This window comes from Marinobacterium marinum, assembly GCF_013868415.1.
GTDB lineage: Bacteria > Pseudomonadota > Gammaproteobacteria > Pseudomonadales > Balneatricaceae > Marinobacterium > Marinobacterium marinum.
The window spans coordinates 141,112-162,577 of sequence record NZ_JACEMT010000053.1; the positions used below are offsets into that span (position 1 = coordinate 141,112).

Consider the following 21,466-nt stretch of genomic DNA (forward strand, 5'->3'; position numbering starts at 1 on the left):
CTTGCCTGGCCAGGGTCTAGTGCTCTGAAGTGCCTGTCTTGACGTCCAGGTAGTCGCGTGAGATCAGGGTTTCCAGTGCGTTGACTGCCGTGACCAGTTCGTCGAAGGTTTCACGGCTCTGTCTGAGGGTGGTGATCTGTTCGGGAGTTGGTGCCTGGCCCTCACCCGTGGTGGCCAGATTCATCAGGGCCGCCGTGTAGTTGGCGCGGGCATGAGCGACCATGGTCAGCACCGGCTTGAGGTCGTCCAGCGTCATCTCGGGGAAGTGGGGATTGATGATCTCGCGGTTGATTTCCCGGCGATAACGGTCCAGTTCCAGTAACAGGCGGTTGTTGTCGGTCGACATGGGGCAGCTCCTTGCTGAGATATCGCCTTCAATCTAGCACAATTGACCGAAAAGTAATCAGCGGGCGTGCCCGCTGTCATACCTATAGACTGACCACCAGCTTGCCCTGTCCGTTCGGGTGATCGATGACCTGCATTGGCAGTTGATAGAGGCCGGACAGCCGGTCGGGCGTGAGGACTTCGTCTGTCGGCCCCAGAGCCAGCGGGTGTCCCTGCTGCAGCAGAAGCACCCGGTCCGCAAAGCGGGCCGCCAGATTGAGGTCGTGCAGAATCACCAGTACGCCCATCCCCTGGTCCGCCCGTCTGCGGGCCAATTGCAGCGTCAGCAGCTGATGGGCGGGGTCCAGTGCGGCGGTCGGTTCATCCAGCAGCAGATAGCGGGGATGATTGTCGGTTTGGTCTTGCAGCTGGGCCAAGACGCGTGCCAGCTGGATGCGCTGCTGTTCGCCGCCGGACAGGACCGGGAACGGACGATGACGCAGATGCCAGCAATCGGTTTCCTGCAGACACGCTTGGGCGATTTCCAGATCCCGTGTATGCCCGCTGGCGTGCGGGATACGCCCCATCAGTACGACTTCCAGCGCAGTGAAGGCAAAGCCGAGCGATGAGCTTTGCGGCAGTACCGCTACCTGACGGGCGACTTCCTCTCGGCTCCAGTGCTGGTAGCGGCGTCCATTGAGGTGGATAGTGCCGGAATCCGGTGCCATCTCGCCGGCCAGCAGGCGAAGCAGGGTACTTTTACCCGCGCCGTTAGGGCCCAGAACCGCTGTCATCCGACCGGGTTGAATATCCAGATCAACGCCTTCCAGTAATTGAGAGTGGCCGATCCGATAGCCCAGTGCGGTGGCGCCCAGTGTCATAGTGAATACCTCCGACGTTGCAGCATGATCAATGCGATAAAGAAGGGGCCGCCGATGATGGAGGTCAGAAGTCCGATCGGCAGCTCGGCCGGTGCTATCAGCGTACGCGCGAGCATATCGGCCACCAGCAGGAACAGACCACCCAGCAAGGCGGATGCCGGCAGCAGATAACGGTGGTCGGGGCCCAGTGTGAGGCGGACCAGGTGGGGAACGACCAGTCCGACAAACCCGATCATGCCGGCTGCGGCCACGGCTGCACCGACGGCCAGTGCGCTGAGCAGCATGACTCGGCGCTTGACGCGATCGACATTCACGCCGAGATGGCGGGCTTCAGACTCGCCCAGCAATAGTGCGTTCAAGGGACGTGCCAGCCCCGGCAGCAACAGCAGAACCAGAACAATCAATGATCCGGCACTGAGGACAACCTCCCAGAGTGCGCCCCCCAGGCTCCCCATGGACCAGAAGGTCAGGGTACGCAGCTGAGTGTCATCGGCCATGTACGTGAACAGGCCGATACCGGCACCGGTAATGATATTGATGGCAATACCGGCCAGCAGTAGTGTATTGGTGGAGGTTCCGCCGGTGCGTGTCGTGGCGATGCGAGCCACAATCAAAGTAGTGGCAAAACCGCCGCCGAAGGCAGCCAGCATGAGACTATACGGGCCCATCCAGTTGACCAGTGACCCCAGGGTGGTACCGCCGAGCACGATGACGGCTACGGCGGCGAGAGCGGCTCCGCCTGAAACACCGATCAGTCCCGGATCGGCCAGCGGGTTGCGAAACAGTCCCTGAATGGCGGCTCCGCTGGCGGCAAGCGCAGCACCAACCAGCATGCCCAACAGAGCGCGAGGCAAGCGGATTGATGTGATGATGGTGTCTGCCGGGCCGTTGCTGCCACCCAGGCCGATCAGAACATCCAGGCTGTCACGCCAGAGGATATGCATCGGGCCGACGGTGGTGGAAAACAGCATGACCATCAGTAGCAATACACCCAGTACGACCAGTACCTGACGGCCCAAATGAGCCCTAGCGAGCATGAACGACCTCCGTCAAAGATGTTGCAGGATAAAAGGCGGCATGCAGTTGGCGCACGGCCTGCCCGATGCGGGGGCCAAACCCCAGCATCAAGAGCCCATCCTGCTTGATCAGCTGGTGCTCGGTAGCGGCGGGGAGACTGGAGAAACCGGGCTGTTTAAACAGTTTTTCGGCAGTGGTGGCCTGATTGCGTTGTTCCATCATCAGCACTACATCGGCCTCGGTCATGGCGACGGCCTCGGGTGAAATGGTTTTATAGCCGTCGAAACTGTCGATCACATTGATGCCGCCCGCCAGCTTGATCATGGTATCGGCGTGGCTGTTGCGTCCCGCGACCAATGGGCTGCGATCATTCAGGCCGAGAACAAACAGGACCTTGACGGGCCGTTGCACCTGCTGGCCGGCAGCCCGGGCAGCGTCGACCTCTCGGGCGATGCGCTGCCACAGTGCTTGGCCCTGATCGAGCTTATCCAGCAGGCGAGCCACACCGAGAATTTTTTCGCGCACGGCTTCAAGGGTTGGCTCGGATGAAAAGGTATGCATGGGGACCCGGCTGTGATCCAGCTGCAGCAGAGCCTTCTCGGGACCGGCATCATCCGTCAGTAGCATCAGGTCGGGGTTCAGTGACAGCACACCCTCCACCGACAGGGCGCGTTTATAGCCAATCTGGGGCAGATCCTGTGCATTCGGCGGGTACAGGGAGGTAGTATCTACCCCCGCAAGCTGTGCATCCGCCCCCAGGGCATACAGGATTTCGGTCAAGGCCCCATCCGCACTGACAATGCGCTCCGGGGTGGCCTGTGCCGGTCCGGCCAGCATCAGTCCCAGCAGAGACAGGCCGACCAGAGGGATTGTCAGTTGTGACCAGAGCCTGTTCATGCGCACGCCCGCTCCGATTGCAGGAGCGATTCGGCCAGGCGGCGCCAATCTGGGTTTTCCGGGCTGCCTTCGGTACGTACGCCAAAGAACTGGACGGCAATGTCACCATTGGCCAGATACAGCTCCAGCGACGTGATGATGCCATCCCGAGACGGTTTGCGGACGAGCCAGGCTGTACTGATGCGCTCCATTTGCAGATGCAGGTTGAATTCTGGGTCAAGCACGTTGAGCCAGGGGCCGAGTGGTTTGATATGCTTGACGGGCCCTGAATGGATTTGGATGTTGCCCGTGTTGCCGACAAAACACATGAGCGGCAAGGCCTGTTTGGCGGCCTGAGTCAACAGTGTTTCCAGCCGCTCAGGGGCGAAGGCCTGCGCCCAGGTCGGGCCGGCCAGGCGGAGGGCCTGTTGGCGCGAGACGCCGTGTTTTTTCAGCATGCCGAAGAACTGATGCACATCGGTCATGTTTTGCCAGTCATGGATCAGGGCAGGGGTGTCAATGCGAGTGTCTGGCGTATCTTCGGCGCCATGAGCCTGCGGCTTGAAATGGAGTGGACTGTCCTGATCCTCGGCGCGGAACTGTTCGAGCAGAGTGAAGTAGGCCTGAAGGTTGCTGTCGGGCTGGAGAAAAATTTTCTGAATGGCTACGCCGTGAACGTCAAAGAACTGGAGGCTGTAGCGAACGCCGTCCTTGATCGGTTCGGCAACCGCAAAGCCCTGATGCCAGTGGTTCAGCAGAATACGCAGATCGATTTTATGATCGTCTGCCATGACCAGTCCGATTGGGCGGTGAATGTGGGCGTGAGGGAAACGACCCTTGCGCTCGTGTACGGCCGCCTCGTTACGCGTTAGTGTCATGATGTAGCCCAGTTGGTGCAGCTGCTCGATCAATTGCGGGAAGTCTTCCTGCAGACGCAGGCGACGACAGTCCAGCTGGGCATCGATCAGCTCGGCTTCGCTGCAGTCCAGTGCGGCTGCCAGGTCCCGACGGCGCAGGTGCGAGTGTTCATGTTGAAGCCGAGAGTAGGCGCTATGCAGCGCGGATGTTGTAATCGGAATGTTGAATGCGGCGTGCATACCCGTCTGTCTCCTTGCCCTGATTGTAAAGGCCGGTATCAAGTAACAGAGTTGGCTGACAACGCGTGGCGTGCTGGCTAGTCACTGTTGGTTGGGTGAAAGGTTACTTGGTCAAAATCAATTTGCCCTTGCGCGTAATACGCAACCGATAGGGCTCATCGTTGTGCAGGATTACCAGACCGGACGGTCCCGGAACCAGCTCGTCGCTGCGTATCCAGGGAGCATTACGGGCATCGTCGTTGTGCATTTCGGTCTTGTTGGGCATCTTGACTATCCTTGGTTCGATATTGGATGCAAATGAGAATAATGCGCATTAAGTTTTAATGCAAGTCTATTCTGGCCTTCGTCAGAAATCGGCGCTCAGCGTCAGTTTCAGCTCGCGGCCCGGTTCCAGCAATTCCCCCCCCTGCTCGATGACCTCGTCAAACAGGTTGTTGATGCCGAAACGCATGTGGGCATGTGCGCCCAGCCGGGTTCCAAGGCCCAGATCGACAACTTGATAGGCATCCAGTTTGTCGCTGTTGATGGCGTTGGTGTACTGGCTGCCGGTGTAGCGCCAGGCGGCATACAGAGTGCTGTCATGCCGGGGGAGGTCGTGTTCCAGTCTTACCTTGAATAGATGTTCGGGGGTATCGACCAGTGTTTTGCCGTCATGGGGTCCCGAGCGGTTTTGACTGTCCAGCCAGGTATAGTTGACGCTGACGCGGCTGTGTTCGGTCGGGTTCAGATCAAACTCGGCTTCCAGTCCCTGGGTCTGGGCCTTGTTGACGTTACTGTAACGGGCAACGGTCACGGGACCCTGCTGGAATTCGCGGGTGCTGATCAGGTTGTCGATTCGGTTGTGGAACAGGGTCAACTTGCTGCGCCAGTCCGGTTGGATATAGCTCAGGCCCAGTTCATAGGTGCGGTTGGTTTCAGGCTGAAGGTCGTCGTTGCCTTCGTAACGGCGGAAGGGGCCGGCCTGGATCACGTACTCGGATGAGCCTTCCCGCAAGGATGGTGCCAGATAGCTTTGGCCATAGCCGGCTCTGAGTCCCCAACCCGAGTCATCCTGCCAGTTCCAGTACAGTTTGGGGCTGAATTCAGCGTCGTACTTGCTGTGATGATCGTAGGCCAGCCCGAGGGTCAGGCTGTGTTCGGAGGTCAGGGCAATAATATCCTGCAGTGTCAGAGTAGTTGCATCGACCTGTTCGTGAAAGTTCATGTCACTGCGGGATACGGTTTCGCGACGATGTTGCAGGCCCATATTCAGGTGTTGTGAGGTACCCAGAGCACCATTCAATTCAAGCTGATAGTTGTCTTCATCGATGGTCCAGTCGCTGCGGCCCTCGGTCAGGTCGGCTTTGCCCTGGCTGGCTCCGGCCTGAAAGTCGAAACCGCCCAGGCGTGTCAGATAGTCGGCGCTCAGGCGGCGGCGCGTTTGGTCCAGACGGTAGTCACTGGTGTATGTGGTACCCATGAAGTCGGAGATGTCGATATCCCCGCCCTTTTCTTCACCGTACAGCAGGCCCAGTTCCAGCCGGTTGTCGGTATTGAAATCGAAGCCCAGATCAGCCTGCAAGGTGCGAGAGCGCATGTCGGAGGTCAATGAGGCACCGTTGTCGTCCTTGATGGCATCCTCGTTGCGTTCGGAAACGGACAGGCTGAGGTCGGCCTTGTCTCCCAGCGGCCCTCGCAGGGCAGCGCCAAAATCGTCGTTCTGATGCGAGCCGTCCAAGTGGCCCAGGCTGCCGTTCAGGTTCCCCTGCCATTGGCTGCTGGCCTTTTTGGTGATGATGTTGATGACACCGGCCATGGCATCGGCACCATATAGGCTGGAGCCCGGACCGCGAATGACTTCAATGCGCTCGACCTGACTCATGGGAACCCAGTTATAGCGATAGGCTGGCGCAAAGCTCAGGTTGCGGTCAGTATTGGGGACACGCTTGCCATCAATCAGTACCAGGGTTTGTTCATGGGAAAAACCGCGAATTCGCGGTGCCTGCTGTGATACGTTGCCGGTGTGGCTCAAGTAAACCCCCGGCAGGTGCTGTAATGCGCGGGATAGGGTGGTGGCACCCGAACGGCGAATGTCGTCGGCGGTGAGCACGCTGACGGTGCCTGAATAACGGGTAGCGTCCACTGGAGCCTTGGCGGTAATAACATGGTTGTCCATGGACGCCGCAGCGGTCACCGGAGACGTGAGCACGAGCCCCAGGGGCGCCAGTGCCAACAGATGCAGGGAAAAACGGGTACGCATGATGCCTCAAGCCTTGTCTTGTTTTGAATTAAGTAGGCGGCGAGGCTGGCTTGGCTCAGAGAAAGGGAGAGAGGGAGAGAGCCTGGCTGGCGGGAGAGCCTATGAACACTTGGGAGCATAACAGAACTGCCTCTTGATGCAAATGATATTCGATATCAATTGGTAAGGGTGCAGGTGCGCATTCGCGGATGAGCTGGCATACTGCCGCCATATCCGCAATTGGCCCCATATCAGGTTGTGGGCGCTTCCGTGCAAGGATCAGTTGATGAGTGTAGACACCACGTTTGACGGCGAAACCGAGCAGCTGTCACTTCGAGATTTTACCGAAAAGGCGTATCTGGATTACTCCATGTACGTCATTCTGGACCGTGCCTTGCCGCATCTGGGCGATGGCATGAAGCCGGTACAACGGCGTATTGTGTATGCGATGTCCGAACTGGGGCTCAAGGCGACGGCCAAGCACAAAAAGTCGGCCCGTACCGTCGGTGATGTGCTGGGTAAGTTTCACCCCCATGGTGATTCCGCCTGTTATGAGGCGATGGTGCTGATGGCTCAATCGTTCAGTTATCGCTATCCGCTGGTGGATGGGCAGGGCAACTGGGGCTCGCCGGATGACCCCAAATCGTTTGCGGCCATGCGTTACACCGAGTCGCGTCTGGCACCCTATGCAGAAGTCCTGCTCAAGGAGTTGGGGCAGGGAACCGTGAACTGGGTGCCCAACTTTGATGGCTCAATGAATGAGCCCGAGGTATTACCGGCCCGATTGCCCAATGTACTGCTGAACGGCGGTACCGGCATTGCGGTGGGCATGGCAACCGATATACCGTCACACAACCTGCGCGAGGTGGCGGCTGCTTGCTGTCACCTGCTGGATCATCCGATGGCGACGCTTGAGGATATCTGCGCCCTGGTGCCGGGGCCGGACATGCCGACCGAGGCCGAAATCATCACTCCGACCGAAGAGCTGAAAAAGCTGTATGCCAGTGGCAAGGGCAGTTTCCGCATGCGTGCCATCTGGAACCGGGAAGAAGGTGAGGTCGTGATCACCGCATTGCCGGCTCAGGTGTCCGGTGCCAAGGTGCTGGAACAGATCGCGGCGCAGATGCAGCAGAAGAAACTGCCGATGGTCAGTGATCTGCGTGATGAGTCGGATCATGAAAACCCCACGCGCCTGGTCATCGTGCCGCGCTCGAATCGGATCGATTGCGAGCAACTGATGGCTCACCTGTTTGCGACGACTGACCTGGAGCGCAGTTACCGTGTCAACCTGAACATGATCGGAATCGACGGTCGGCCGCAGGTCAAGGATCTGAAGCAGATTCTGACTGAATGGTTGAGCTGGCGAACCGGTATGGTGCGCCGTCGTCTTGAGTATCGTTTGCAGAAGGTGCGTGACCGCCTGCATATCCTGGAAGGCCTGATGGTCGCGTACCTCAATATTGACGAGGTGATCGCGATTATTCGGGAAGAAGACCGCCCAAAAGAAGAATTGATGTGTCGCTTTGAATTGAGCGATGTGCAGGCGGATGCGATTTTGGATCTCAAGCTGCGTCATCTGGCGCGCCTGGAAGAATTCAAGATTCGTGGTGAGCAGGATGAGCTTGATCAGGAGCGTCAGCATCTTGAAGAAATACTGGGTTCTGACGAGTTGATGCGGGCTCTGATTCGCGAAGAGATTGAAGCGACAGCCGAGGAGTTCGGTGATGCGCGTCGCTCGCCGCTGGTGGAGCGTCACGAGGCTCAGGCGTTCAACGAGAAGGACCTGCTCAGCGCGGACCCCGTTACTATCGTGTTGTCCAAGCAGGGCTGGATTCGTGCCGCCAAGGGGCACGATATCGATGCGGGCGGGTTGAGCTACAAATCAGGTGACGGTTTCAAGCTGGCCAGTCAGGGAAGGATGAATCAGCCCTGTATTTTGCTGGATTCGACCGGACGGAGTTACACGCTGGAAGCGCACAAATTGCCATCAGCGCGTGGCCAGGGGGAGCCGGTTACCGGACACGTCAGCCTGCCCAAAGGGGCTGTGGTGGATGCCCTGGTGTGCGGCCGTGACAGTGATGTGGTTTTGCTGGCGTCCGATGCGGGATACGGCTTTACGACACGTGTTGATCAGCTGACCAGTAAGACCAAGAACGGCAAGGCGGCCCTAACACTGCCTGCCGGGGCCAAGATACTGCCACCGGCACTGGTGCCAAACGACGAATCCCTGGTCGCGGCTGTCAGCAATGAAGGACGGCTATTGGTGTTCCCGGTGGCCGAGCTGCCGGAGTTGGCGCGTGGCAAGGGTAACAAGGTGATCAATATCCCTGCCGCTAAAGCGGCCGCACGAGAGGAGCTGATGACACGCATTGTCGTGTTGGGGCCGGATGATACCCTGGTCGTGAATGCTGGCCGCCAGCATTTGAAGCTCAAGGGAGGTGAGCTGGACCATTATCGTGGCGAGCGCGGCCGACGCGGCAACAAGCTGCCGCGCGGGTATCAGAAAGTGGACAGTCTGGACGTGCTGGACGCCTGATAAGCAGGGCCGGGCCGTTGTTTCAGTCAGCCTGGCCCTGATCGCGCTCATCAAGCTTGTTCAACAGGTGCTGTGCCTGCTTGTCCAGCAGCTCCTGATAAGTGGCACAGATCTCCATAATCAGGACCTTGTCCTCATCTTCGTGACGGATTCTGCCGTCTTGCAACAGGACTTCGTGCAGTGCGTCGGCATCGGTCAGCGGAGCATGGCTGATCAGCTCGTTGCTCTGCGTTGTCTGCGTCAGTCGCTGTGCCTGCTCCAGTAAGGTGTTCATCTGCTCGCGTGCGCCGCGCACCAGCGCCATGTGCAGGTTGATGACCGGCTGAAATGCTCGAATCTGTTTCTGGTTGTACTGCTTGTACAGTCCGGCAAACAGCATGGCGCAGCAGAGTGCGTTAATGCCATGGGTGTCCTTGTCGTCACTTTCCGCAAACAGAATGCACAGGTCGCCATTATTGAGCGTACGGGTTTCGCCGCTGTAAATGCGGGCGACCGAGTTGGCCAGAATACGGTAATTGTGTAGTAGTTGGTCACGCTCCTGCTCATCCAGATTGTCTGAATGGGCACTGCGGGTGTCGATCAGGAACAGGTAACCGGCCTCTTCCGGTATCAGAGTCGACTCCGGTTCAGCCTCCAGTACGTACAGTGGCGCTCGCTCGCGCTCACGATTCGTCGTCGTGGGAAGCTCGGAACTTGGCTCTGTATCCAACGGAGTCTCGGCCAGCGGTGGCAGTGCGGGTGTGCTGTCGCGCTCGTTTTCCTCCTCTTCTACCTCCACGGATACTGTTTCGGGCTCGGACTGGAGAGGGGGGAAGTCCGGGAGCATGTCGGTATCGTCTTCAGGTTGTGCCGGTGTTGCCTGAATATCGGGCGGTGCCGGTGCTTTGGGGGCAGCGGAAGCGGGAGGTTGGCCGTTCCTGGCAAAACTGAAATCCGGGATCAGGTCGCTGTCAGTGGCAGGTTGTTCATGATCAGTGGACGCCGCCGGGGTGTCGCTCACCACAGGCGTGTTCATGGGGACAGTGTCTGTCATTGCCTCGGCCGGGTCTGAACCGATGGTCGCTTGGGTGCGGGGGGGGCGTGTCAGGCCGAACAGCATCAGCACGAGGGTAATACCGAAACAGAGCGCGAGCAGCAGGAGGATTTCGGTCAGCTGTGTCTGCAGTGCTGTGCTGAAAACGGTTGGGTTACTCCAGATGGTCAGCTGTCCGATGGGCACTTCGCCCTGGACCAGTTCGAGGGTGTGCTGGTGTCCTTGATCCTTGCCGGACAGAGCAATCAGAGTCTGATCCGGTGCGGTCAAGCGGACGCCACTGATCAGCGAGAGGCTGGCCAGCTCGTTCAGCAGATAGTTCAGACTGATACGGTCGTCGGAGAGTACCAGGGGCTGCACCAGGATCGCGGTGCTGTTTCCGAACGCTTGGCTGACGTCAGTAGCCTGATCGTTGGCGCGTTCCTGTAGGCGCAGGTACTCGATGATGCCGGCAAGCGCGAGGCTCAGCAGCAACAGCAGAGCGACAAGCAGCAGGGCGCGCAAGGTCATTTGGGGGGTACGGACTGAATTATTGGCTGTCGGCTTCATCAAGGCTCCACATCCGAAGCAGGCAGATGCTTGGGTTAGTGTCTGATCGTTGCAACATCCCCTTTAAAGGGTAAAGCGTTGCCGGAATATGCATGGATCTCAAAGACCTTTGATCCAGGTTAAGGTTATACTGTACCGCTAAAATCATCGAGCTGGATAGATGAGATGAATATTGAAGCCTATATGACTGAATTGGGGGAGCGCGCCCGTACTGCTTCCCGGCTGATGGCGCGTGCTGATACCGCCAACAAGAACAAGGCATTGATGGCCATGGCTGATGCCATTGATGCCAATCGCGTGACGCTGGCCGAGGCTAATACGCTGGATATGCAGAGCGGCCGTGACAAGGGGTTGGATGCGGCCATGCTGGACCGTCTGGAACTGACTCCGGCTCGTATTGACGGGATGATCGAAGGGCTGCGTCAGGTGGCGGCTCTGCCTGACCCCATCGGTGGTATGCGTGACATGAATTATCGTCCGTCCGGCATTCAGGTCGGCAAGATGCGTGTGCCGTTGGGTGTGATCGGGATTATTTATGAATCCCGGCCCAACGTAACCTGCGAAGCGGCCAGCCTTTGTCTGAAATCCGGTAATGCCAGCATCTTGCGTGGCGGTTCCGAAGCCATTCACTCGAATCAGGCCATTGCAGCCTGCATTCGCCAGGGGTTGAGTGCTGCCGGTTTGCCACAGGAAGCTGTACAGGTGGTGGAAACCACCGATCGTGAGGCGGTTGGTCATATGATTGCCATGCCGGAATATGTCGATGTGATTGTACCGCGTGGTGGCAAGGGGCTGATCGAACGTATCTCCGCTGATGCTCGGGTGCCGGTTATCAAGCATCTGGATGGTATATGCCATGTCTTTATCGATGCCGAAGCGGACAAAAGCAAGGCATTGAATATCGCCATTAATGCCAAAACCCACCGCTATGGCACCTGTAACACGATGGAGACACTGCTGGTGGATCGGTCTGTGGCCGGTGAGCTGTTGCCGGAGCTGGCCGAACACTATGGCCAGTTGGGAGTTGAACTGCGTGGCTGTGAGCAGACCCGTGAACTGTTACCGGGAATACAGCCCGCGACGGCTGCCGATTGGGATACGGAATACCTGGCGCCGGTACTGGCGGTGAAGCTGGTTGCAGACATGGCTGAGGCGATTGCGCATATCAACCGCCACGGTTCGCATCATACTGATGCCATCGTTACTGAAAACTACACCAAGGCGCGGGCTTTTCTGCGCGAAGTGGATTCCAGCTCGGTGATGGTCAATGCATCGACGCGTTTTGCCGATGGCTTTGAGTATGGTCTGGGTGCGGAAATCGGTATTTCGACCGATAAAATCCACGCGCGAGGTCCGGTTGGACTGGAAGGGCTGACTTCGGAAAAATACGTGGTGTTGGGCGACGGTCAGGTTCGCGTTTAATGCAACCGCTGGTATTCATGGGCGGGACATTTGATCCCGTTCATAATGGCCATCTGCGTACGGCGCTGGAACTCAAGCAGTGGCTGGGTGTCGATCAGGTGTGCCTGATTCCATCCGGGGCTCCGGTGCATCGAGATGCGCCGGGGTGTACGCCACGGCAACGGCTGGATATGGTGCGGCTGGCAGTGCAGGATGAGTCTGCGCTGGGGGTCGATCCGCGTGAGGTCGAGTCGACGGAGCCATCCTATTCTCTGTTGACCTTGCAGGCCTTGCGTCGCGAACGCGGGGAAAGCTGCCCGATCATCATGACCATGGGCATGGATGCCTACAGAACCCTGCCCAGCTGGCACGAGTGGGAATCTTTTCTGGAATATGCCCATATTCTGGTGCTGGCTCGGCCGGGTTACGAAGGATCGGGAACGGACGAACGGCTGTTGCGGTTTACCCGCGAGCACCAGACCTCGGCGGTTGGCGAATTGCTGGGCCAGCCGGCAGGGAAGGTACACATACAGGAATTGACGCCACTGGGCATTTCGGCCACGCAGATTCGTCGGCTGATTGCTCAGGGGCAGTCACCGCGATACCTGCTGCCGGAGCCGGTATGGCACTATATTCGGCAACATAAACTTTATGGTTATCACTAACAAAGGTACAAGGCTCTGATGGAGATCGATCAACTGCGTGAACTGGTGCAAAGTGCACTGGACGACATGAAGGCACGTGATATCACGGAACTGGATGTTCGCGGCAAATCCAGCGTTACTGATTATATGGTGATTGCCAGCGGCAGCTCCAAGCGTCATGTGATGTCGGTAGCGCAGGAAGTGCTGGACAAGGTGAAGGCGGCAGGTCTGCAGCCATTGGGGACTGAAGGTCAGGGTGCCGGAGACTGGATTCTGGTTGATCTGGGCGATGTGATTGTTCATGTCATGATGCCGGATGCGCGCAGTTTCTATGATCTGGAACGCCTGTGGCGTTTTGATGCTGATGATGACGCGGCTGCGGAGTAACGACTGAATCATGCGTATCCGTTTGCTGGCAGTGGGAAACCGGATGCCGGACTGGGTCGAGGCGGGCTACGCCGAGTATGCTCGCCGTTTGCCGTCCGACTTTCAGCTGGAGCTGATTGAGCTGGCACCGGGGCACAGAGGCAAGAATGCCGATCTGGCCCGGGCGATTCGCAGCGAGGGTGATGCCATGCTGGCCGCGATCGGCAAGGGAGACCGGGTGGTGGCGCTGGACGTGAAAGGGCGCTCCTGGTCGACTGAGCAGTTGGCGGAACAGGCCGAGAATTGGCGTATGGATGGTCGTAACATCAGTCTGCTGGTCGGCGGCCCTGATGGTCTGGACCCGCGTTGTCTGGCACTGGCTGATCAAAAATGGTCCTTGTCGGCCCTGACTCTGCCGCATCCGCTGGTACGGGTTGTGCTGGCGGAACAGCTGTATCGTGCCTGGAGTATTCTCCAGGGCCATCCCTACCATAAATAATTTCGTACATGGCATCCTTCGACCGCATAAAGGACTACTCACGAGAGAGCGTAACGTTTACCAGTCGTTCCGTGCTGGCGTTCGTACTGGTTGTATTGCTGATGCTGGTCCTGGTCGGGCGTATTTACTACCTGCAGGTGGTCGAACACGAACGCTATGCAGCCATTTCGGAGAAAAATCGCGTCCAGCTGCAACCGGTGGCTCCGCGTCGTGGCCTGATTTACGATCGCAACGGTGTTCTGTTGGCCGACAATCGCCCCAATTTCAGTGTGACACTGCTGAAGGAAGAGGTGGGGGACCTGGAAGAGACGCTGACCGCATTGGGCGAACTGATCGAACTGGACGCGCGGGATGTGGAGCGTTTTCGCAAACGCCTGGGACAGCGGCGTCGCCCCTATGAAACGGTTCCCCTGCGTTTTGGTCTGACCGAGGAGGAGATTGCCCGGATTTCACTCAGCTATCACCGTCTGCCGGGGGTTCAGGTCGAAGCTGACCTGATCCGCTACTATCCGCACGGAGCTTCGCTGGTACATGCACTGGGGTATGTCGGTCGGATCAACGAGCGTGAGCTGGGCATGGTGGACGAGCAAAATTACGCCGCCACCCATTATATCGGCAAGCTTGGCATCGAGAAATTCTATGAAGATGTGTTGCACGGGCAGGTAGGGTTTCAAAAAGTTGAGACCAATGCACGCGGGCGCATCCTGCGTGTTCTTGAACGGCAAGACCCCGTGCCGGGCCGAGACTTGCAGCTGAGCCTGGACCTGCGTCTGCAGCAGTTCATCGAAACCCTGCTCAAGGACCAGCGAGCGTCTGTTGTCGCCATTGACCCCAAGAGCGGCGAAATCCTGGCGATGGTGAGTACGCCGACCTATGACCCCAACCTGTTTGTTACCGGTATTTCCAGTAAGGATTACAGCGCCTTGCGTGACTCCCCGGATCTTCCGCTGTTCAATCGCTCCCTGCGCGGCAGTTATCCGCCAGCCTCGACAGTAAAGCCGATCATTGCCCTGGCAGTGCTGGAAACCGGTACGTTGAGCGCTGAGGACAAGGTGTGGGACCCTGGGTTTTATCAGATTACCAAAAACGGCCGCCGCTATCGTGACTGGCGACGTTGGGGGCATGGCTGGGTGAACCTGGATGATGCTCTGGCGCAATCCTGTGATGTCTGGTTTTACGAGGCCGGTCATAAAATGGGGGTTGGCCCCATGTCGGAAATGCTGGGCAAGTTTGGCGTCGGCGAAGATGCCAGTCTGGACCAGCCGGAGGCACTCACCAACTTTTTGCCGTCCCGGGAATGGAAAGAAGGCAGTCGTCGTTTGCCCTGGTATCCGGGGGACTCGATCAACCTCAGTATCGGTCAGGGCTTTCTGGTGATGACGCCGTTGCAGATGGCGACGTCAACCGCCGTATTGGCCAACCGGGGGCGCTGGGTACAGCCGCGCATGCTGCAGGGGATTTTGGAGCAGCCGGGCGGTGACCCTCAACCCTTTGCTCCCATGCTGAATCGAAAAACCAAGCCGGATGATATCGTGTTGAAGAACCCTGAGCACTGGCAGCAAGTCATTGACGGCATGGTGTCGGTGATGCACGGCCCGAGGGGGACGGCGCGTCGCTCAGCCAAGGGTACAACCTACAATATAGCGGGCAAGACGGGTACGGCGCAGGTCGTCGGTATCGCTCAGGACGCGGTCTATGATGCCGAAGCACTGGAGGAGCGCCATCGTGACCATGCCCTGTTTGTAGCCTTCGCGCCGGTGGAAGACCCCAAAATTGCATTGGCAGTCGTGGTGGAGAATGGTGGTGTACGCGGCGGCGGCGGCTCCAGTACGGCGGCACCGGTTGCGCGTGAAATACTGGACGCCTGGTTGTTGGGAGATTACGTAAATGACCTGGAGGCCAAGTAATGGTCAATCGTGACTTTCAGCGCACCATGCCGGGCAGCAGCGTTCACCTGCAGCGCCCGACAGGCCTTTGGCATTACACCCATCTGGATGCCTGGCTGTTGTCGTTGTTGCTGATTCTGTGTGGGTTCGGTCTGTTTGTGCTCTATAGTGCCTCAGGGCAGAACATGGACTATGTCTATCGCCAGGCGGCGCGCATGGGAGCCGGTCTTGGTGTGATGATTCTGCTGGCCCAATTCAAGCCGCGTACCTTCCGTCGCCTGGCACCCTGGGGCTATCTGGCCGGAGCCGGGCTTCTGGTTGGTGTGTTGCTGTTCGGTGTCGGGGCGAAAGGTGCTCAGCGCTGGCTGGAAGTATCAGGGTTCCGATTCCAGCCGTCGGAAGTCATGAAGCTGGTGTTACCGATGATGGTGGCAGCCTGGCTGACGCGAGAAGAGTTGCCGCCTCAGTTCAAGCACCTGTTGAGCACCCTGGTGTTGTTGGCCATACCCACGGCCCTGATCATGAAACAGCCCGACCTGGGGACGTCGCTGTTAATCGCGGCGTCAGGTGTGTTTGTTATTCTGTTGTCGGGTGTGTACTGGCGCTGGATTTTCATCGCCTTGGGGCTGGCTGGAGCTGCATTGCCGGCACTTTGGGCTGTGATGAAAGATTACCAAAGGCAGCGCGTACTGACGTTTCTTGATCCTGAAAGTGATCCCTTGGGCGCGGGCTGGAATATTATCCAGTCGAAAACAGCAATTGGCTCGGGAGGGTTGCCGGGCAAGGGGTGGTTGCAGGGGACGCAATCACAGCTCGATTTCTTGCCCGAATCGCATACCGACTTCATTATTGCGGTGATTGGTGAAGAACTGGGCATGACCGGGGTGCTGATTCTGCTCGGTATCTACCTGATGATTATCGCTCGAGGTCTGATTATTGCCACTCGTGCGCAGGACAGTTTTTCCCGTTTATTGGCGGGGAGTATAACACTGACATTTTTTGTCTATGTGTTCGTGAATATTGGCATGGTCACCGGCTTGCTGCCGGTGGTGGGTGTCCCGCTGCCGATGGTCAGCTATGGCGGCACCTCGATCGTAACTCTGATGGCCGGTTTTGGTATCCTGATGTCAATCAGTACACACCGGCAGATGTTGACCCGATGATGGAGAAAAAAATGCGCAAAACACTAGGACGCGTGCTGCTGACCGGCGCCCTGATGACAACCGGTGCGACGGCCTGGGCTACGAGCGGCTACGAAGCACATCCGCGGGCGGAAGAGCTGGTCAAGCAGCTGGTGGATGAAGGATTTGAAGCCGATGAAATACGTGCAGTACTGGCCAAGGCCAAACGTCAGGAGTCTATCCTGGAAGCGATCTCGCGTCCCGCCGAGCGACGCCTGACCTGGGGCGAATACCGCAAGATTTTTGTTGAGACCCCAAGGATCAAACAGGGTGTCGCTTTTTGGAACACGCACGAAGAAACATTGAAGCGTGCTGAAGAGACCTATGGCGTACCGGCCGAAATTATCGTTTCCATTATCGGTGTCGAAACACGCTACGGCCGCATCATGGGGCGTTACCGGGTTCTGGACGCCTTGGCAACGTTGGGTTTTGATTACCCCAAACGCGCCGACTTCTTCCGTGGAGAGCTGGTACATTTCCTGCAGTTGGCACGTGAAGAACAGTTGGACCCGTCCGAGCCTCTGGGCTCTTATGCCGGTGCCATGGGGTATGGGCAATTCATTCCCTCCAGCTTCCGCCATTATGCGGTTGATTTTGACGGCGACGGCAAGCGTGATATCTGGACCAATGAAGTGGATGCTATCGGTAGTGTCGCCAACTACTTCAGCCAGCATGGCTGGAAGGCGGGGGAACCGGTTCGGTCGAATGTGGTGTTCAACAAGGAAGCGGATGCAAGCTGGTTCAACGCCGGGCTTAAACCCGAGCTGACTTTGGAGCAGTGGGCGGAGCGAGGCGTGTCTACCCGAGACGGGCTGAATTTGCAGCAGCCCGCCACGTTGATGGAAATGACCATGGAAGATGGCGAGCACTACTGGTTCGGTTTGCATAACTTCTACGTTATCACCCGCTATAACCACAGCCGCCTGTATGCCATGGCCGTGTACGAACTCAGCCAGGCGATCAAGGATGCACGTGGGCCCTCGGCAACCGCGCAGGAGTCCTGATTTATGAAACCCTGGCTGATAGCGGGTCTTGGTGCCGCTCTGTTACTGGGTGGTTGCGCTTCCAAGCAGGATAACGCAGGGCGTTATAGTATCCAGCAGGATCGGGGGCCTGACAGCGATGTGGATATGTCGAAGGTACCTGATGCGGTTCCACGTGTGGAGCCGCCCAGTCGCTGGGGCAACAAGAGCCCATATACGGTCCTGGGCAAGCGCTACAGCGTTATGCCCAGTGCCGAGGGCTATCAGCAACGTGGCGTCGCCTCCTGGTATGGCAAGAAATTTCATGGTCATACTACGTCCAATGGCGAAGTTTATGACATGTACCAGATGAGCGCGGCACACAAAGCGTTGCCGCTGCCGAGCTATGTCCGCGTGACTAACCTGGATAATGGCCGTCAGGTTGTCGTCCGGGTCAATGATCGAGGACCCTTTCACGACGAGCGCATTATCGACCTCTCTTATGCCGCCGCCTATCGTCTCGATATGTTGGGTAAGGGGACTGCACGGGTCGAGGTGGAAGCGATCACTGCCGATGCCGGGTTGATGACTGCTGAGCACGGGCGCAGCGGCGTACCGGCCGGCGACGCCGCGATTACCGGGCGGCTGTTACAGGTCGCGGCGTTGAGTAGTGTCAGCGGGGCCGAAGCTCTAGCGGCAGAGCTGCAGGCTTTGTTGAACGAGCCTGCGCTTGTCGAGTCTGCAGAACGGGACGGCCGGGCCCTGTACCGTGTTCGTCTGGGGCCATTGAGTGGCAGCCATACATTGAACTGGTTGCTGCAGCAGTTGTCACAGGCAGGGTACTCCGGCGCGCATCTGGTAGACTTGCCCTGATGCCACCGGTAGAGTGGAAACCTTGTGTGTGGGGTCGCACAGGCGGCTGCACCTTCACCCATTAAAAACGATGTAACTGACAGACTATGGCGCAACGAATTCCCTTCTCGACAGCACTCTTCTACTTAACCCTGTTATCGGCATTGCTGCTGACCAGTACGGCGCAGGCTGCTTCATCGTTGATTCCGGCCCCGCCGCAGGTGTCGGCGCGCTCCTATCTGGTGATGGATGCCGACACCGGGCATATCATTGCGGCCGATCGGGAGGACGAGCGTTTCGCTCCCGCCAGTCTGACCAAAATGATGACCAGCTACATCGTCGAATATGAAATCAGCAAAGGTAATATTGCTGAAGACGATCTGGTTCTGGTGAGTGAAAAAGCGTGGCGTACAGGAGGGTCGCGCATGTTCATTCAGGAAGGAACCCAGGTGAAGGTGGGGGACTTGCTGCGTGGTGTTATTATCCAGTCGGGTAATGATGCGTCAGTTGCCTTGGCTGAGCACATCGCGGGGAGTGAGCGTGCGTTTGCCGACTTGATGAACCAGCATGCGCGCCTGCTGGGCATGGATGACACTCACTTTGTTAACGCGACAGGGCTTCCTGCAGATGATCATTACTCTTCCGCTATCGATCTGGCCAAACTGGCCAAGGCGCTGATTACCCGTTTCCCGGATCATTACGCGATTTATTCACAGAAATATTTTACCTACAACAATATTCGCCAGCCGAACCGCAACCAGTTGCTGTGGCGTGACAACAGCGTGGACGGTATCAAAACAGGGCACACTGACGACGCCGGTTACTGCCTGGTGGCTTCAGCCAAACGTGATGACATGCGACTGGTGTCAGTTGTGATGGGCACTGACAGCGAAGAAGCCCGCTCACGTGAAAGCCAGAAACTGCTGGCCTACGGTTTCCGTTACTATCGTACCCACCAGCTGTACACGGCCGGACAGGTGCTGGAAAACAGCAAGGTCTGGGCGGGCAGCCGCGATCAGATTCGTCTGGGTTTGAAGGAAGATTTGGCTGTTACGGTTCCGCGTGGCAAGACAGATCAGCTGGAAGCCAGTATTGAACTGGATAAGGTGATCAAGGGGCCTGTGGCGCAAGGTCAGGAGCTTGGCAAGGTACGTGTGAGCCTAGGTGGGGAAACAGTGACAACTGTTCCTTTGGTGGCACTGGAGTCAGTTGAAGAAGGTGGTCTGTTCAAGCGGATCTGGCATGCAATCCTGCTGTTCTTCCTGGGCCTGATCGGCTAAAAAACAGACAAAACCTTGAAACCGGTTTATGCTGCCCACATCTAAGGATGTGGGCAGTTGCATTTTATGAATAACGAAGTCGTATACCTCAATGGGCGGTTTGTAGCGCCTGATCAAGCATCCGTGTCCGTCTTTGATAGGGGCTTTCTGTTTGCTGACAGTGTTTATGAAGTCATTCCGTACTACCGAGGAATTGGCTTTCGGCTGCAACAGCACCTGGATCGACTTGTCCATAGTTTGAGAGCCATTCGTATCCAGGCTAATGAAGACTGGGCCGCTATTTTGGACGAACTGGTACAGCGCAATGGCGGCGGCAGTCTATCCGTATACTTACAGGTCAGTCGTGGCAGCGCCGGTTACCGTACCCATACCTACGATGACCGTATGCAGCCAACGGTATTTGCCTGCACCTCGCCCATTCGGGATATTTATGGCGAAGGGGCGGATCAGGTTCAGGGGTACCACGTGATTGTCACCGCAGATCTGCGGTGGCATCGCTGCGATATTAAATCGACCGGTCTGTTGCCCAATATTTTGGTCTTGCAGCAGGCGAGGGAAGCCGGTGCCGATGAAGCTTTGTTAGTGCGTGATGGCCTGCTCAGTGAGGGTACATCGAGCAACCTGTTTCTGGTACGCCAGGGAGTGCTTTATACCCCGAAGCGCAGTTCGGAAATTCTGGGTGGCACAACGCGAGAGCTGATACTGGAGCTGGCCGCAGAAGCCGGTATTCCTTATCAGGAGGTTGATCTGCGACCGGAAGAGCTGGCCACGGCCGATGAAGTGTGGATATCCAGCTCGACACGAGGTGTTATACCTGTGTTGAGTATTGACGGCGAACCCGTAGCCGATGGCCGGAAAGGCCCGCTATGGCAGAAAATGTTTGCCTTGTTTACCTGTTTTCAACACCGGCTAATGACCGGAGAGGCTTAATGAGTACTGAGATCGAAGCACCAAAAATCGAATTTCCGCACCCCGACTATCCGATCAAGGTGATCGGAGATAACCAGGCTGACTTCAAGGGAATGGTCATCGAAATCGTGCAGGTGCATGTGCCCGATCTGGATATCGAGCAGGTGGTTGTACAGGAGAGCGGTAAGGGTAACTATAGCTCTGTGCGATTCAAAATTACTGCAACCAGTGAGCAGCAACTGGTGAGTCTGCACGAGGAACTCAAGGCCACCGGGCGCGTTAAAATGGTCCTCTGATGGCGATTGCTGACGAGTTGATCATCCGCGAACTGCCTGGGCTACAGCCCTATGAGCGCGCTTGGCAGGCGATGCAGGCCTTGACGGCTCGCCGTGATGCCGACACGGTGGATGAAATCTGGCTATTGCAGCATGAACGGGTTTTTACCCAAGGGCAGGCCGGTAAGGCCGAACATTTGTTGGCGACGGGAGATATTCCGGTCGTACAGGTGGATCGTGGTGGCCAGGTTACCTATCACGGGCCGGGACAGCAGATTGCCTATCTTATGCTGGATTTGCGCCGACGCAAACTGGGTGTGCGTGAACTGGTCGATATCATTGAGCAGTCGATTGTCGCATTGCTTGCTGACTATGGTGTCCGTGCTTATCCCAAGGCCGATGCACCCGGGGTGTATGTCGATGAACAGAAAATATGCTCGCTGGGGTTGCGCATTCGGCGGGGGTGTTCCTTCCATGGATTGGCTCTGAACCTGAACATGGATCTTGAACCCTTTTTGCGGATCAACCCCTGCGGTTACGCAGGACTGCAGATGACACAGTTACATGCCCTGGCTCCGAATGCCGATCTGACATCTGTTCCGAATAACCTAGTGAATTACTTGGTTAAAAGATTGGGGTATACTGCCCTCACCCGCACACAGATATTGGAAGACTGATTA

The 21,466-nt window shown here is 57.5% G+C and carries 21 protein-coding genes; 13 read left to right on the plus strand and 8 right to left on the minus strand.

Annotation, left to right across the window (positions count from 1 at the left end; all coding sequences use genetic code 11):
• Positions 1 to 16: 16 nt before the first annotated feature.
• The 7 genes from H1S06_RS13810 to H1S06_RS13840 form a co-directional block, all read right to left on the minus strand.
• A complete protein-coding gene (locus H1S06_RS13810) occupies positions 17 to 346 on the minus strand; it encodes a hypothetical protein (protein WP_181741216.1) in 330 nt (109 codons plus the stop codon).
• Positions 347 to 428: 82 nt separating this feature from the next.
• Positions 429 to 1,205 (minus strand): heme ABC transporter ATP-binding protein, encoded by a 777-nt coding sequence (locus tag H1S06_RS13815; protein ID WP_181741218.1) that lies wholly within the window; start codon positions 1,203 to 1,205, stop codon positions 429 to 431.
• Positions 1,202 to 2,242: a FecCD family ABC transporter permease gene (locus H1S06_RS13820; RefSeq protein ID WP_181741220.1), complete on the minus strand. Its 1,041-nt coding sequence runs from the start codon at positions 2,240 to 2,242 to the stop codon at positions 1,202 to 1,204. Before H1S06_RS13820 ends, H1S06_RS13815 begins: the two co-directional genes overlap by 4 nt.
• A complete protein-coding gene (locus H1S06_RS13825; protein WP_255483109.1) occupies positions 2,232 to 3,119 on the minus strand; it encodes a heme/hemin ABC transporter substrate-binding protein in 888 nt (295 codons plus the stop codon). Before H1S06_RS13825 ends, H1S06_RS13820 begins: the two co-directional genes overlap by 11 nt.
• On the minus strand, positions 3,116 to 4,195 hold the full coding sequence (locus H1S06_RS13830; RefSeq protein ID WP_181741223.1) for a hemin-degrading factor: 1,080 nt from the start codon (positions 4,193 to 4,195) through the stop codon (positions 3,116 to 3,118). The genes H1S06_RS13825 and H1S06_RS13830 overlap by 4 nt, the downstream gene beginning before the upstream one ends.
• Positions 4,196 to 4,298: 103 nt before the next feature.
• Entirely contained in the window at positions 4,299 to 4,460 is a 162-nt protein-coding gene (locus H1S06_RS13835) for a hemin uptake protein HemP (RefSeq protein WP_181741225.1), read from the minus strand.
• Positions 4,461 to 4,541: 81 nt separating this feature from the next.
• Entirely contained in the window at positions 4,542 to 6,434 is a 1,893-nt protein-coding gene (locus tag H1S06_RS13840; protein ID WP_181741227.1) for a TonB-dependent receptor plug domain-containing protein, read from the minus strand.
• Between the two features lie 265 nt (positions 6,435 to 6,699).
• Here H1S06_RS13840 and parC point away from each other — a divergent pair, with 265 nt between their 5' ends.
• Complete coding sequence (parC, locus tag H1S06_RS13845) at positions 6,700 to 8,949, plus strand: DNA topoisomerase IV subunit A (protein ID WP_181741229.1); 2,250 nt, start codon at positions 6,700 to 6,702, stop codon at positions 8,947 to 8,949.
• Between the two features lie 22 nt (positions 8,950 to 8,971).
• On the opposite strand, the gene H1S06_RS13850 is transcribed toward parC, so the two are convergent.
• A complete protein-coding gene (locus H1S06_RS13850; protein ID WP_181741231.1) occupies positions 8,972 to 10,531 on the minus strand; it encodes a hypothetical protein in 1,560 nt (519 codons plus the stop codon).
• Between the two features lie 165 nt (positions 10,532 to 10,696).
• On the opposite strand from H1S06_RS13850, the gene H1S06_RS13855 reads away from it, so the two are divergent.
• The 12 genes from H1S06_RS13855 to lipB all read left to right on the plus strand — a co-directional run bounded on the left by H1S06_RS13855 (position 10,697) and on the right by lipB (position 21,463).
• Positions 10,697 to 11,953: a glutamate-5-semialdehyde dehydrogenase gene (locus H1S06_RS13855; RefSeq protein WP_181741233.1), complete on the plus strand. Its 1,257-nt coding sequence runs from the start codon at positions 10,697 to 10,699 to the stop codon at positions 11,951 to 11,953.
• On the plus strand, positions 11,953 to 12,597 hold the full coding sequence (nadD, locus tag H1S06_RS13860) for a nicotinate-nucleotide adenylyltransferase (protein WP_181741235.1): 645 nt from the start codon (positions 11,953 to 11,955) through the stop codon (positions 12,595 to 12,597). The genes H1S06_RS13855 and nadD overlap by 1 nt, the downstream gene beginning before the upstream one ends.
• An 18-nt stretch (positions 12,598 to 12,615) precedes the next feature.
• Entirely contained in the window at positions 12,616 to 12,963 is a 348-nt protein-coding gene (gene rsfS / locus H1S06_RS13865) for a ribosome silencing factor (RefSeq protein ID WP_181741237.1), read from the plus strand.
• Between the two features lie 10 nt (positions 12,964 to 12,973).
• Positions 12,974 to 13,441, plus strand: coding sequence for a 23S rRNA (pseudouridine(1915)-N(3))-methyltransferase RlmH (rlmH, locus tag H1S06_RS13870; protein WP_181741239.1), 468 nt, complete (start codon positions 12,974 to 12,976; stop codon positions 13,439 to 13,441).
• 8 nt (positions 13,442 to 13,449) lie between these two features.
• Positions 13,450 to 15,348 carry a penicillin-binding protein 2 gene (gene mrdA, locus H1S06_RS13875; protein ID WP_181741241.1) on the plus strand — a complete coding sequence of 633 codons (1,899 nt, stop codon included), beginning with the start codon at positions 13,450 to 13,452 and terminating at the stop codon, positions 15,346 to 15,348.
• Complete coding sequence (gene rodA, locus H1S06_RS13880; protein WP_181741243.1) at positions 15,348 to 16,490, plus strand: rod shape-determining protein RodA; 1,143 nt, start codon at positions 15,348 to 15,350, stop codon at positions 16,488 to 16,490. The genes mrdA and rodA overlap by 1 nt, the downstream gene beginning before the upstream one ends.
• An 11-nt stretch (positions 16,491 to 16,501) precedes the next feature.
• The gene (gene mltB / locus H1S06_RS13885) at positions 16,502 to 17,512 is read left to right on the plus strand and encodes a lytic murein transglycosylase B (protein ID WP_181741245.1); all 1,011 of its coding nucleotides are present in this window, start codon (positions 16,502 to 16,504) and stop codon (positions 17,510 to 17,512) included.
• A gap of 3 nt (positions 17,513 to 17,515) precedes the next feature.
• Positions 17,516 to 18,343 (plus strand): septal ring lytic transglycosylase RlpA family protein, encoded by an 828-nt coding sequence (locus tag H1S06_RS13890; protein ID WP_181741247.1) that lies wholly within the window; start codon positions 17,516 to 17,518, stop codon positions 18,341 to 18,343.
• Positions 18,344 to 18,429: 86 nt separating this feature from the next.
• Complete coding sequence (locus H1S06_RS13895) at positions 18,430 to 19,602, plus strand: D-alanyl-D-alanine carboxypeptidase family protein (protein ID WP_181741249.1); 1,173 nt, start codon at positions 18,430 to 18,432, stop codon at positions 19,600 to 19,602.
• Positions 19,603 to 19,668: 66 nt separating this feature from the next.
• Positions 19,669 to 20,532: a D-amino acid aminotransferase gene (locus tag H1S06_RS13900; protein ID WP_181741251.1), complete on the plus strand. Its 864-nt coding sequence runs from the start codon at positions 19,669 to 19,671 to the stop codon at positions 20,530 to 20,532.
• Positions 20,532 to 20,807 (plus strand): YbeD family protein, encoded by a 276-nt coding sequence (locus H1S06_RS13905; RefSeq protein WP_181741253.1) that lies wholly within the window; start codon positions 20,532 to 20,534, stop codon positions 20,805 to 20,807. Before H1S06_RS13900 ends, H1S06_RS13905 begins: the two co-directional genes overlap by 1 nt.
• On the plus strand, positions 20,807 to 21,463 hold the full coding sequence (gene lipB, locus H1S06_RS13910) for a lipoyl(octanoyl) transferase LipB (RefSeq protein WP_181741255.1): 657 nt from the start codon (positions 20,807 to 20,809) through the stop codon (positions 21,461 to 21,463). The genes H1S06_RS13905 and lipB overlap by 1 nt, the downstream gene beginning before the upstream one ends.
• Positions 21,464 to 21,466 lie beyond the last annotated feature (3 nt).